13 protein-coding genes are annotated in these 13,163 nt (G+C 67.9%); 7 read left to right on the forward strand and 6 right to left on the reverse strand.

Going from position 1 to position 13,163, the window contains the following annotated elements:
* Nucleotides 1-52 precede the first annotated feature (52 nt).
* Genes GGQ63_RS15855 through GGQ63_RS15880 form a run of 6 tightly spaced genes read right to left on the reverse strand, consistent with a single transcriptional unit; the run spans nt 53 to nt 5,588 of the window.
* Complete coding sequence (locus GGQ63_RS15855; RefSeq protein WP_183857542.1) at nt 53-901, reverse strand: sugar phosphate isomerase/epimerase family protein; 849 nt, start codon at nt 899-901, stop codon at nt 53-55.
* Nucleotides 898-2,037, reverse strand: a complete 1,140-nt coding sequence (locus tag GGQ63_RS15860) for a Gfo/Idh/MocA family protein (RefSeq protein ID WP_183857544.1) — start codon at nt 2,035-2,037, stop codon at nt 898-900. The genes GGQ63_RS15855 and GGQ63_RS15860 overlap by 4 nt, the downstream gene beginning before the upstream one ends.
* A gap of 18 nt (nt 2,038-2,055) precedes the next feature.
* A complete protein-coding gene (locus GGQ63_RS15865; RefSeq protein WP_183857546.1) occupies nt 2,056-3,102 on the reverse strand; it encodes a TIM barrel protein in 1,047 nt (348 codons plus the stop codon).
* Nucleotides 3,102-3,506 (reverse strand): cupin domain-containing protein, encoded by a 405-nt coding sequence (locus GGQ63_RS15870; RefSeq protein WP_183857548.1) that lies wholly within the window; start codon nt 3,504-3,506, stop codon nt 3,102-3,104. Before GGQ63_RS15870 ends, GGQ63_RS15865 begins: the two co-directional genes overlap by 1 nt.
* A 26-nt stretch (nt 3,507-3,532) precedes the next feature.
* Entirely contained in the window at nt 3,533-4,381 is an 849-nt protein-coding gene (locus tag GGQ63_RS15875) for a phosphoenolpyruvate hydrolase family protein (protein ID WP_183857550.1), read from the reverse strand.
* Between the two features lie 13 nt (nt 4,382-4,394).
* Nucleotides 4,395-5,588, reverse strand: coding sequence for a Tm-1-like ATP-binding domain-containing protein (locus GGQ63_RS15880; protein ID WP_183857553.1), 1,194 nt, complete (start codon nt 5,586-5,588; stop codon nt 4,395-4,397).
* A gap of 200 nt (nt 5,589-5,788) precedes the next feature.
* On the opposite strand from GGQ63_RS15880, the gene GGQ63_RS15885 reads away from it, so the two are divergent.
* The 7 genes from GGQ63_RS15885 (at nt 5,789) to GGQ63_RS15915 (ending at nt 12,246) form a co-directional block, all read left to right on the forward strand.
* On the forward strand, nt 5,789-6,505 hold the full coding sequence (locus tag GGQ63_RS15885) for a TetR/AcrR family transcriptional regulator (protein ID WP_183857555.1): 717 nt from the start codon (nt 5,789-5,791) through the stop codon (nt 6,503-6,505).
* Between the two features lie 79 nt (nt 6,506-6,584).
* Nucleotides 6,585-7,886, forward strand: coding sequence for an ABC transporter substrate-binding protein (locus GGQ63_RS15890; protein WP_246429829.1), 1,302 nt, complete (start codon nt 6,585-6,587; stop codon nt 7,884-7,886).
* An 84-nt stretch (nt 7,887-7,970) separates the two neighbouring features.
* Nucleotides 7,971-8,876, forward strand: coding sequence for a carbohydrate ABC transporter permease (locus GGQ63_RS15895; protein WP_183857559.1), 906 nt, complete (start codon nt 7,971-7,973; stop codon nt 8,874-8,876).
* Nucleotide 8,877: 1 nt separating this feature from the next.
* Nucleotides 8,878-9,837 (forward strand): carbohydrate ABC transporter permease, encoded by a 960-nt coding sequence (locus GGQ63_RS15900; RefSeq protein WP_183857561.1) that lies wholly within the window; start codon nt 8,878-8,880, stop codon nt 9,835-9,837.
* On the forward strand, nt 9,834-10,049 hold the full coding sequence (locus GGQ63_RS15905) for a hypothetical protein (RefSeq protein WP_183857563.1): 216 nt from the start codon (nt 9,834-9,836) through the stop codon (nt 10,047-10,049). Before GGQ63_RS15900 ends, GGQ63_RS15905 begins: the two co-directional genes overlap by 4 nt.
* Nucleotides 10,050-10,052: 3 nt before the next feature.
* Nucleotides 10,053-11,165, forward strand: a complete 1,113-nt coding sequence (locus GGQ63_RS15910) for an ABC transporter ATP-binding protein (RefSeq protein ID WP_183857565.1) — start codon at nt 10,053-10,055, stop codon at nt 11,163-11,165.
* Between the two features lies 1 nt (nt 11,166).
* On the forward strand, nt 11,167-12,246 hold the full coding sequence (locus GGQ63_RS15915) for an ABC transporter ATP-binding protein (protein WP_183857567.1): 1,080 nt from the start codon (nt 11,167-11,169) through the stop codon (nt 12,244-12,246).
* Nucleotides 12,247-13,163: the final 917 nt, after the last annotated feature.

Genomic DNA, 13,163 nt, shown 5'->3' on the forward strand with positions numbered 1-13,163 from the left:
GAGGCGGTCCTGCGGGTGAGAGCGATGGCGGGGCGGGTCCCTGCCTCCCCGCTCAGGCCGCGGCCCAGCCCTCCCGCATCAGCTTCACCGCGCCGAGATAGACCTCCTCGGGCGTATCGAAGAGCGGCCGCCAGACGCGGGTCGCGGCGGCGAGGTCGGGCAAAGCCGAGCCGAACGCCTCAACCGTCATCCAGCCGTCATAGCCGGCCGCCTTCAGCGCCGTGAACACCGCGGCGAAATCGATCGGGCCGGTGCCGGGCGTGCCGCGGTCGTTGTTCGAGATGTGGACGTGGTTGATCGCGGCGTGGGTCGCCGCGATCGCCGCCGCCTGGTTCTTCTCTTCGATGTTGAAGTGGAAGGTGTCGTAGAGATAGCCGTAATTCGGTTCTCCGACCCGCTCGACCAGCGCCGCGGCCGCCCGCGCCGTGTTGAGGAAATAGCATTCGAAGCGGTTGAGCGGCTCGACCGAGAGCTTCACGCCGCGCTCGGCCGCATAGCGCGCGGCCGGCCGGTGCACCGAGACGCAGGCCTCGATCTCCGCCTCGGTCGGCCCCTTGCCGGTGAACTCGCCGAGCGGCTGGTGGAACGGCCCGCAGAGCAGGTCGGCGCCGACCGCCTCGGAACAGTCGATCGCCCATTTGAGCCAGTCGAGCGCGCCGTCGCGCTCGTTCGCCTCCGCGGAGACGGCCGAGCGGCCGCCTCCCGGCATCACGGTGACGGTCGAGGCGGCGAGGCCCTCGTCGCGGAGCACCGCGCCGAGCCGGGCGAAATGCGCCGGGTCTCCTTCGAAGACGGGGACCTCGACGCCGTCATAGCCCGCCGCCTTGAGCTTCGGCAGCAAGGGCCAGTGTGCCTCGCCGACATGGCTCGTCCACAGCAAGAGGTTGAAGCCGAGCTTCATGATGCGATCTCGACCCACTGGCCGGAGCGGCCGGAGGCGAGGATCGCGTCGCAGACGCGCGCGGTGGCGAGCGCGTCGCGGAAGGTCGGCGCGGCCGGTTCGCCGGTCGAAAGGCCCTCGAGGAAGTCCGCCACCTGGTGGATGAAGGAGTGCTCATAGCCGATGATCAGGCCCGGCACCCACCATTTGCCGAGATAGGGATGGTCGCCATCGGTGACGAGCACCGAGCTCCAGCCGCGCAGCGTGCCCTCGACGCCGTGGTCGAACCAGGCGAGTCGGTTGAGATCGTGCAGGTTCCAGGCGAGCGAGCCCTTCTCGCCATTGATCTCGAGCGTATAGGCCGCCTTGTGGCCGCGCGCGTAGCGGGTCGATTCGAAGGTGCCGAGCGAGCCGTTCTGGAAGCGGGCGAGCACCGCGGCGGCATCGTCGATGCCGACCGGCTTCACCGCTCCCGTGAGCGCATCCTTCCGCTCCTTGACGAAGGTCTCCGTCATCGCGGTGAGGCTCGAGATGCCGCCATTGATCCACAGCGCGGTGTCGAGACAGTGGGCGAGCAGATCGCCGGTGACGCCCGAACCGGCCGCCTCGACATCGAGCCGCCAGGTGCCCGCGCCGCCTTGCGGCACGTCGGGCGAGATCGTCCAGTCCTGCAGGAACTGCGCGCGGTAATGGTAGATGCGGCCGAGCTTGCCGTCGGCGACGAGCTGCTTGGCGAGCGTGACCGCCGGGATGCGGCGGTAATTGTACCAGACCATGTTCGGCACGCCGGCCTTCTCGACCGCCTCGACCATCGGCAGGCCCTCGGCCTCGGTGCGGGCGAGCGGCTTCTCGCAGAGCACCATCTTGCCGGCCTCGGCCGCCGCGATGGCGATCTCGGCGTGCAGATCGTTCGGCACGCAGATGTCGATCGCGTCGATATCGGCGCGCGCGATCAGCGCCCGCCAGTCGGTCTCGACGCTCTCATAGCCGAACATCTGCGCGAAGCGGCGGACCTTCGAGACATTGCGCCCCGCCGCCGCCTTCAGCACCGGCCGGTAGCCGGTCTCGAAGAAATGGGAGACGTTCGCCCAGGCGTTCGAATGGGCGCGGGCCATGAAGCCATAGCCCACCATGCCGACATTGAGTGTCTTCGTCATTCCGGTCATGCCCCCGCCTCACTCGTCCCAGCCATGCGCGTCGCGCACCTTGATCATCGCCCCGAGCACGGCGTTCCAGGTGTCCTGGCTCTCCATGACGGCGTTCGGGAACATGCAGCCGTCCCAGCAGATGTGACGCATCGTCTTGGTGAGATTGCCGTTTTCGTCCCGCAGCCAGTAGCCGGCGTGCTTCACGATATCGAGCCGGCCGTTGGGATCGTCGACCCGGCAGTGGCGGCCGGTCTTCTCGTGATCGCCCGAGCCGAACACCGTTCCGTCGTTCTGCGCGACATGGAAATCGAGCGTCCAGGGACGCAGCGCGTCGGCGACGGTCCGGTAGGCGGCGTCGAGCGTCGCGGTGTCGGACCAGTCGAAATCCTTCGGCAGGATGCGGTCTTCCTCCCTGTTGTAGCCGAGCGTGTAGAGCATCGAATGCGCCATGTCGGCCTGATAGCCGACGACGCCCGGCATGCCGACCATCTCGAGCAGCTTCACCATCTCGCGCCAGGAATGCATGCCGCCCCAGCAGATCTCGCCCTCGGCGACGAGATACTCGCCATAGCCTTCCGCGATCCGGCCCGCCTCGCGGAACGTCTCGGCGATCCGCTTCGTGTTGCCGACGGGGTCTGCGTCCCACGCCTCGACGCCGACGGAGGAATCGATCCGCACGCCGCCGGTCGGCCGGATGCCGATCGCGCGCATCTGCTGGCCGATCGCGCAGGCCTTCCTGACCTGCGTCAGGAAGCGCTGCCGGTCGTCGTCCGAGCCCATCGCCGACCCGCCGCCCGCGCCGCCCCAGATCGGCGCGACGAAGGAGCCGACCGCGAGGCCGTAGCTGGCGATGTGGTCGGCCATCCGCTTCACCGCATCGGCGTCGCTGTCGATCGAGAAATGCGGATCGGTGATGAAGAGGTCGATGCCGTCGAACTTGACGCCGTCGACCTCGGCATTCGCCGTCAGCGCGAGCAGCGTGTCGAGCGGGATGATCGGCTCGGAATCGGGCGCGCCCTTGCCGACGATGCCCGGCCAGGCGGCGTTGTGGAGCTTGGGGAAGGTGTTCGCCATCACGGGGTCCTCAGCGTGTTCCACGGCGCCTCGGCGCCCATCTCGACCGACACGTAACCGTTCTCGCCGACGCAAGGGCCGAGGATCGCGATCACCTTCGCGTCCTCCGACCCGGCATTGAAGGAGGCGTGCACGACGTCCGCCGGAATGAAGGCGCAATCGCCCGGCGAGAGCACCCGCCTCTCGCGGTCGATCCATTGCTCGACCGTGCCGGCGACGACGTAGATCACCTCTTCCTGGTCCGGGTGCTTGTGGAAATTGTGCCCCTTGCCCGGTTTCAGCGTCACGTCGATGACCGTCAGCTTCTCCGCGCCGGTGAGCGGCGGATGGCTCATCCAGCGCAACTGGCCCCAGTCGAGCCGTTCCGGCTCGGTCCCGGCCGCGGTGACGAATTGACCCGCCATCGCCCTTCCTCCCTTTGTTCGTCGGCTCAGGATTGCGCCGCGTGGTCGAAGACGATCGACTTGAAGCGGCGCGTCTGTTCGGTGAGCGCGGCCTCGACCGGCAGCCGCTCCATCGAGGAGGCGCCGTAGAAGCCGTGGCAATGGGCGCAGTGGCGCAGCACATATTGCGCGTCCTCCGGCTGCGCGATCGGCCCGCCATGGCAGAGCACGATGACGTCGCGGCGCACCCGCATCGCCGCTTCGGCGATCGCGTCGATCTCGACGACGCAGGCATCGAGCGACTTCGCCGACGTGGCGCCGATCGAGCCGCCGACCGTCACGCCCATATGGGCGACGATGATGTCGGCGCCGGCCTTCGTCATCGCCTCCGCCTCGGCCGGATTGAAGACATAGGGCGTCGTCAGGAGGTCGAGCTGATGCGCCTCGGCGATCATGTCGACCTCGAGCCCGTAGCCCATGCCGGTCTCCTCGAAGGAGGCCCGCATCACGCCGTCGAACAGGCCGATGGTCGGGAAATTCTGCACGCCCGAAAAGCCCATCGCCTTCAGCTCGCCGAGGAAATGCGTGACGAGCAGGAACGGGTCGGTGCCGTTGACGCCGGCGAGCACGGGCGTGTGCTTCACCACCGGCAGCACCTCGCGCGCCATGTCGCGGACGATGTCGTTGGCATTGCCGTAGGCGAGCAGGCCGGCGGCCGAGCCCCGCCCGGCCATCCGGTAGCGGCCGGAATTGTAGATGATGATCAGGTCGATGCCGCCGGCCTCCTCGCCTTTCGCGGACAGGCCGGTGCCGGCGCCGCCGCCGATGATCGGCACGCGGCGCTCCACCATGTCGCGGAACTTCTCGAGGATGGCTCGGCGGGGGATGGCTGGCATGAATCCAGTCTCCTTAGGCGGCTATGGACAGGAAGGTTTCGGCGAGCGCCGTGGCGAAGGCCGGATCGTTGATGTGGTGGGGCAGGCGAATGACGCGCCGGTCGGCGGTCGGGCGCACCGTCTCCTCCAGCGCGGCGAAGAGGGCCGCGTCGGCGGCGGGGTCGTAGAAAGGTCTGCCGGGCGCGTCGAGCGCCGACACCCCGCCCTCGGGGATGAGGAAGCGCACCGGCCCGTCGCAGCGGTTGAGCCTGCCGCCGATCCATGCGCCGATCGCACGGCACTCCTCGGCGGTCGTGCGCATCAGCGTGACGTTCGGGTTGTGGCGATAGAGCGTGCGCTCGCCGAACCGCTCGGGCACCGTCTCGAAGGCCCAGAAATTCACCATGTCGAGCGCGCCGGCCGAGGCGACGAGCGGCACCCCGGTGCGGGCGACCGCGCCCAGCCGGTCGTCCCCCGCGGACAGCACGCCACCGACGAGCAGGTCGCAGACCTCGGTGGTCGTCACGTCGACGACGCCGGTGACGAGGCCGCTGTCGACGAGCTTCTCCATCGTGCGGCCGCCGGTGCCGGTGGCGTGGAAGACGAGACAGTCGAAATCGGCGCGCAGCCGGTCGGCGACCGCGGTGACGCAGGGCGTGGTGACGCCGAACATGGTGAGGCCGATCGCCGGCTTGTCCTCGACCGCGAGGCGCGGCGCCTTCGCCATGCCCACCACGGCACCGGCGGCGCGGGCGAGCACGTCGCGGCTGATCCGGTTGAGCCCCGCCATATCGGTGACGGCGGGCAGCATGGCGATGTCGGAGACGTCGACGAAGGGCGCCGTGTCGCCCGAGGCGAGCGTCGAGACCATCAGCTTGGGCACGCCGAGCGGCAGCGCCCGCATGCCGGCGGTGACGATCGAGGTGCCGCCGCCGCCGCCGATGCCGACCACGCCGTCGATGTCGATCCGGCCGAGCACGAAGCGGCGGAACGCCTCGCCCATCGCCGCAACGGCGGCGCCGCGGTCGTCGCCGCCGAGGACGGCACCGGAACCCTCGGGGTGATGCGCCGCGACCGTCGCGGCGGCAATGTCGACCGGGACGGTGGCGGCCCGCGTGCCGACATCGACGATCAGAGGATTTCCGCCCGCCGCGGCCACCCGGCCGGCCAGAAAGGCGAGTTCGTCGCCCTTCGTGTCCGCCGTGCCGACAATATAGATTCGGCCCATGAACCGACCTCGCGGCCGAAGGCCGCCTTCCAGGAAGACGAACGAGCAATCCCGTTTCCGGAAACGTAGGATCTACGAATCCAGATCGTCGAGATGCTTGGACTGTCGAATGCGCCGGCCGCTCCTCCCAATACGGCCGGAACACAATCTCCACGATTTCTTCAATTGCTTTTCGTGTGAGACGCCCGTATCGTATTGATATGTCCGTCTCAGGTCAAGCCGATGTCCGGGAGCAGGGGTCCGAGAAGGGGCCGCGCGGTCGCATGCGCCGCCTCATGCTCGATACCGCCGTCCGGCTGATGCAATCCGGCGTCATGCCGTCCGTGAGCGAGGTCGGCGAGGCGGCCGGCGTCTCGCGCGCCACGGCCTATCGCCATTTTCCGAGCCAGGCGGCGCTGATCCAGGCGGCCGTCGACGACGCGCTCGGGCCGATCCTCAGCTACGAGCCGAGTTCGACCGACCCGCGCGAGCGGGTGACCGGGCTGATCGAATTCGCCTTTCCGCGCATGGAGAGCTTCGAGGCGACGCATCGCGCGGCGCTCCTGCTCGCGCTCGACCAATGGCTCCGGCGCCAGGCCGGCACGCTCGGCGAGGAGCCGCGCGTCGTGCGGGGCAACCGGCGCGGCCTGCTGCGCGCCGCCGTCGAGCCGCTCAAGGATGTGCTCGGCCGGGCCGGGACGGAGCGTGTCGCCCAGGCGATGTCGCTGATCTTCGGCATCGAGGCGATCATCGTGCTGAAGGACATCTGGGGGCTCGACGCCGCGGAGGCGCAGGACGTGATCGTATGGACGGCGCAGGCGCTGATCGGCGTCGCGCTGCGCGACGCCGGTGCGGAGGGAGAGACCGCACCTGCCGCGAAGCCGAGAGGCGTCCGAAAGACAGGCGCGGCGACAAGACCGCGCGTGAAAGGGGGCTGACGGCCGAACCGTCATGGCTGCCGCCCCCGAGGACGAGGGCAGCCGCAACGTAAGGGAACAGGGAGGAAACCGTTCCATGCTGAGAAAGAGTCTGACGGCGCTGGCGGCATCGGCCGTCTTCGCGCTTTCCGCCGGAGCCGCGGCGGCGCAGGAACTGACGATCTTCTGGGCCGAGTGGGATCCGGCCAATTATCTGCAGGAGCTCGTCAACGAGTATGAGAAGGAGACCGGCGTCAAGGTGACGGTCGAGACCACGCCGTGGTCGGACTTCCAGACCAAGGCCTTCGCCGAGTTCAACGCCAAGGGCAGCGCCTATGACCTGGTGGTCGGCGACTCGCAGTGGCTCGGCGCGGCGTCCGAGGGCGGGCATTACGTCGACCTGACCGACTTCGTAAAAAAGAACAATGTTCTGGAGAAGATGGCGCCGGCAACCGTCAAGTTCTACTCCGAGTATCCGGGCAATAGCGGCAAATACTGGTCGATTCCGGCCGAGGGTGATGCCGTGGGCTGGTCCTACCGCAAGGACTGGTTCGAGGACCCGAAGGAGATGGAGGCGTTCAAGGCGAAATACGGCTACGATCTCGCGCCGCCGAAGACCTGGAAGGAGCTGCTCGACATCGCCGAGTTCTTCAATCGGCCGGATCAGAAGCGTTACGGCGTCGCCATCTACACCCAGAACCAGTATGACGGCCTCGCCATGGGCGTCGAGAACGCCATCTTCAGCTATGGCGGCGAACTCGGCGACTATTCGACCTACAAGGTTGACGGGATCATCAACTCCGAGAAGAACGTCACGGCGCTCGAAGCCTATCGCAAGCTCTTCGCCTACACGCCGCCGGGCTGGACCAACGCTTTCTTCGCCGAGAACAATCAGGCCATCACGGAAGGCCTGGCGGCGATGAGCATGAACTACTTCGCCTTCTTCCCGTCGCTGTTGAACGAGTCGACCAACCCGCACGCCAAGAACACCGGCTTCTTCCCGAATCCGGCGGGACCCGACGGCGACCAGTTCGCCGCGCTCGGTGGCCAGGGCATCTCGATCGTCTCCTATTCGGAGAACCAGGAAGAAGCCTTCAAGTTCCTCGAATGGTTCATCCGCGACGACGTGCAGCAGAAATGGGCCGATCTCGGCGGCTATACCTGCAGCGCGGCGGTCCTGCAGTCGGAGAAGTTCCAGAACGCGACGCCGTACAACAAGGCGTTCTATGAGACCATGTTCAAGGTCAAGGACTTCTGGGCCGTTCCGGAATATGCCGAGCTGCTGCAGCAGCTCAACCAGCGGATCTACCCCTATGTCGTGAACGGCGAGGGCTCCGCCAAGGAAGCCCTCGATTCGCTTGCGGCCGACTGGAAGGCGACCTTCCAGAAATACGGCCGCTAGGGCGAGCGATACGCCCCGCCTCGCCGGGGAGGCTGCCGCGCCTCCCCGGTCCTTTCGCGAGCCAGCCGATCCTGGAGAGCCGCTTTGGCGACGACCACCATGACAACGCTCGATCCGCAGTCGCGTGCCGCCCGTCGCGGCATGAGCGACATCGCGATCCGCAATCTGTTCATCATTCCGACGATCCTGTTCCTGATCGTCTTCAATATCTTTCCGCTGCTCTACTCGCTCGGCTATTCCTTCACGGACTTCCGCGCCTCGACCAATGCGCCGGCGAACTTCGTCGGGCTGCAGAACTATCGCGAGCTGCTGGCGGATCCGTATATCTGGAACAATTTCACGGTCACCGCGAAATACGTGATCGTCTCGGTCGCCGGCCAGGTCTTCGTCGGCTTCGGCGTCGCGATGCTGCTGAACCGGTCGATCCCCTTCAAGGGGCTGATCACGACGCTGCTGCTGCTGCCGATGATGCTGTCGATGGCCGTCGTCGGCCTGTTCTGGAAGCTGCTCTACGATCCCTCCTGGGGCGTGATCAACTATCTGCTCGGCCTCGGCGATTTCGAATGGCTCGGCGATCCCGACGTGGCGCTCTACGCGGTCGCGATCACCGACATCTGGATGTGGTCGCCCTTCGTCATGCTGCTGTCGCTCGCCGGCCTATCGGCGGTGCCGAAGCATCTCTACGAGGCGGCGGCGATCGACCGGGCCGGGCCGATCTACACCTTCTTCCGGATCACCCTGCCGCTCGTGCTGCCGATCCTGATGATCGCGATCATCTTCCGCACCATGGAGGCCTTCAAGACCTTCGACCTCGCCTACATCCTGTCGACGCAGCCGACCACCGAGGTGATCTCGATCCGGCTCTACAAGATGGCGTTCCAGGAATGGCAGACCGGGCGGTCCTGCGCGCTCGCCTATATCGTGCTGATCATGGTGCTCGGCGTCACCAACATCTACGTCAAGTATCTCAACAAGGTGAAGGAGCGCTGAGATGGCGGCCATCCGCACGCCCGTTCAGGTCGCGCTCAATCGAACCGCGATTGCCGCCGTCCTCGTGATCACGCTGATCTTCCTCGCGCCGATCTACTGGATCGCCTCGACGGCCTTCAAGCCGCGCAATCTCGCGACGACGATTCCGCCCACGGTGATCTTCGAGCCGGAACTGTCGCCCTTTGCCAAGCTCTTCACCAAGCGCTCGCAGCTGCGCGAGGCGCCGACGCCCGAGGAATACGCCGCCGCCCCGTGGTGGGAGCGGCTGGTCTTCGACGGCGGCGAAAAGGTGGTCCGTTCCGGCCGCGGCGAGATCCAGCTCTCGGCCTATCCGAACCGCTTCCTCAACAGCCTGATCGTCGCCATCACATCGACCGTGCTCGCCGTCGGCATGGGCACCTTCACCGCCTACGGCTTCTCGCGCTTCAAGGTGAAGGGGGAGCAGGACCTCCTCTTCTTCATCCTGTCGACGCGCATGCTGCCGCCCGTCGTCGTCGCGATCCCGATGTTCCTGATGTATCGGGCGGTCGGCCTCAACGACACGCATTGGGGCCTCATTCTGCTCTACACCGCGTTTAATCTCTCGTTTTCGGTGTGGCTCATGAAGGGGTTCATAGACGAAATCCCGCGCGAGTACGAGGAGGCGGCGCTCGTCGACGGCTATACGCGGATGGAGGCCTTCTTCAAGATCGTGCTGCCCGAGGCGGCGACGGGCATCGCGGCGACCGCGGTGTTCTGCTTCATCACCGCGTGGAACGAATATGCCTTCGCCCTCATCATGACGAACCGGCGGGCGCAGACCGCGCCGCCCTTCATCCCGTCGCAGGTCGGCTCCGGCCTGCCGGACTGGACGGTCATCGCCGCCGGCACCTTCCTGTTCCTGCTGCCGGTCGCGATCTTCACCTTCCTGCTCCGCAACCACCTGCTGCGCGGCATGTCCTTCGGAGCGATCCGCAAATGAGCGTCGAAGAGAAGAGCCTCCCGCCCGGCGGCTTCCGGGCGCTGAACGCGAAGCTGCTGGAGCCCGGTTCGATCGCCCTGATGGTGATCGGCATCGTCTCGCTCTGCCAGCCCTGGGTCGAGGTGCTGCACCGCTACGGCGTGACGATCACGCTCGTCGGCCTGGTCGGCTTCATGGTCTTTTCGCACGTGCCGCCGCCGGAGAAGGAGTGAGCCATGGCCGACATCGTTCTCCGCGACGTCGAAAAGTTCTTCGGCTCGGTGCAGGTCATCCGCAAGGTCAACCTGACCATCAAGGACGGCGAGTTCGTCGTGCTGCTCGGGCCGTCCGGCTGCGGCAAGACGACGACGCTGCGCGCCATTGCCGGGCTCGAGGACATCACCTCGGGCGAAATCGTCATCGACGGCAAGCCGGTGCAGAACCTGCACGCGGCCGACCGCGACATCGCCTTCGTGTTCCAGCTCTATGCGCTCTATCCGCATCTGAGCGTGTTCGAGAACATCGCCTTCCCGCTCAGGGCGACGCGCCAGCCGCGGAGCGCGGTGGAGCGGCAGGTCCGCCAGGTCGCGGCGGCGCTCGGCATCGAGCACCTGCTGGCGCGGAAGCCCGGCGCGCTGTCGGGCGGCGACATGCAGCGCGTCGCGATCGGCCGGGCGCTGGTGCGGCGGCCGAAGGCGATCCTGATGGACGAGCCGATCGGTGCGCTCGACGCCAAGCTGCGCGAGGACATGCGCATGGAGCTGAAGCGGCTGCACATCGAAAACAAGTCGACCTCGGTTTATGTCACGCACGACCAGGTCGAGGCGATGGCGCTCGCCGACCGCATCGTCGTGATGCACGACGGCGTACTGCAGCAGGTCGGCACGCCGTCCGACGTCTATGCCCATCCGGCGAACCTCTTCGTCGCGCAGTTCATCGGCAGCCCGGTGATGAACATCGCCCCGGCGGCGGTGAAGACCGAGGGCGGCCGGGTGCGGCTGGCGCTCGGCGGCGGGGCGGCGGCCTTCGAGATGCCGGCCGAACTCGCGCCGCGCCTCTCCGCCACCGGTGCCGGCGGCGCGCTGTCGATCGGCGTTCGGCCGGAGGGTGTCCAGCTGGCGCGGGAACCCGCCACCGGCACGATCGACCTCGAGGCGCATCTGATCGAGCCGCTCGGCGCCTATGACATCGTCGACCTGAAGGTCGGCGAGGGCTTCCTGCGGGCGCGCACGCCCGCCGGTTTCGTCGCCCGGCCCGGCGACCGGGTGCACGCCCGGCTCGACCCCGCGCAGACCCATTTCTTCGATCAACGCTCGGGCGCCTCGCTCGGCATCCGGCTCGGAGCTTGAGATGGCGACCGTACGCCTCGACAACGTCACCAAGCGCTTCGGCGGCAAGGCCGCGCTCGACAAGCTCTCGCTCGAGATCGCCGATGGCGAGTTCTTCGTGCTGCTCGGCCCGACGGGGGCCGGCAAGACGACGACGCTCCGGCTGATCGCCGGCCTCGACCGGGCCGACGAGGGCGCGATCGAGATCGGCGGCAGCCGGGTCAATGACTGGAGCGCGGCGGAGCGCGACGTGGCGCTGGTGTTCCAGCAATACTCGCTCTATCCGCGCTACACCGTCCGCCAGAACCTCGAATTCCCGCTCAGGTCGAAGGTGCGGCGGCTGGCGCAGGCGGAGATGGACGAGCGGATCGCCCGCGCGGCGAAGACGCTGCGCATCGAGCATCTGCTCGAGCGCAAGACCGACCGGCTGTCGGGCGGCGAGATGCAGCGCGTCTCGATCGGCCGGGCGATCGTGCGCAAGCCGCGCGTCTTCCTGATGGACGAGCCGCTGTCCAATCTCGACGCCAAGCTGCGCGAGGCGCTGCGCGGTGAATTGAAGGAGCTGCAGATGCGGCTCGGCGCCACCTTCCTGTTCGTCACGCACGACCAGATCGAGGCGATGTCGATGGGCGACAAGGTCGGCGTCCTGAACGGCGGCCGTCTCGTCCAGGTCGGCACGCCGCAGGAGGTCTATTCCCGGCCGCGCGACACCTTCGTCGCCTCCTTCCTCGGCTCGCCGGCGATGAACCTCGTGCCGGCGCGGATCGCCGACGGCAAGGCGATCGTGGTGCCCGGTGCGTTCGAGTTCGACCTGTCGGGCGAGGCGCGCGCCCGCACCGGCGGCCGGTCCGGCCCGGTGACGCTCGGCATCCGGGCGGAGGACATCCGGGTCGGCAGCGAGGGACCGGCCGAAGGGCTCGTCCACGATGTCGAGAATCACGGCGTCGAGAAGGTGGTGACCCTCAAGGTCGCCGACCGCCTCCTCAAGGCGACGGTCCCCGGCAACATGCCGCTCGGCATCGACACCCGCATCCGCTTCGGCTGGAACCAGTCGCGCATGCACGCCTTCGACACGGCGAGCGGCCAGAACCTCGCCGGCTGAAGGGGGCCGGACGAGGGCGGTGTCCGGAACGGGTCCCGGCCTTCGCGGCCCGTCGGCACCTCGGCCTGTCCCGGTGGCGCGCCCCGGCGTGGAGGCCGGGCGGGGCGAGGACCGCCGGGACGGTCGGTCCACCGACCCGGCTGCCATCAGCTCGGCTCGCAGCGCGGATCGCCTGCTGCATCCGGGGCGCTCGGGCCGGATCGGTCACGCCCGCTCGCAGCGGGTGCGGGCTGCGCTCGAGCCGGCCGGCGGACGCGCGGTGTGGCGGCGGCGCCCTTCGCCTGCGGCACGATCATGGAGGCGGCATGCCGCCTCCAACGCGAAGACGGGCGGCGGGCTGTGCGCCTCATCTTCTGCTGAAGGGCTGGCTGCGGCGGTGGTCATGTGGCTTGTCTGAGCGCTGACTTTTTGTGCTCTCTCACGTGGTCCATGGATCGGTTGACCTCCATCCCGTCTCTTGGCTTGCGACGGCGGGGGCGCGCACGAGGCTCAGGCGCCTTCGGTATCGGGGATATGCGCCTCACGACATGAGTCGTGCAGCGGATTTCCTCGTCGAGGCGCGCGAGCATGGCGGTGCTCTCGAGAGGCTTGCGGTGCCGGCGCGGCCGCCCCCCGGAAGGCCGGGGTCTGCTCGATGGCGTTCCCCTGCGGGACGCGTGCGGGCCGCGCGGCCCCTCGGACAGCCCTATCCTGGCCGCGCGGTGTCGGGCCGCGCCGCCCGGCCCGGGCCTGCGCTTGCCGGCTTCCCGGTGCTCTGGGCGGGCGCGGCTTCCCGTGCGGCGGGGCGGGTATCGGCGGGATGCGTGTCGGGGCGGCGGCGGAGGGTGTTGCCCGTTGTGTGCCCGTGCCTTCGGTTTGGGCCGTGTGTTGTATGCATTGCGTTGAGAATGGCCTTGCGCGGCGGCGGCTCTTGTATA

The sequence above is a fragment of the Prosthecomicrobium pneumaticum genome (assembly GCF_014199915.1).
GTDB lineage: Bacteria > Pseudomonadota > Alphaproteobacteria > Rhizobiales > Kaistiaceae > Prosthecomicrobium > Prosthecomicrobium pneumaticum.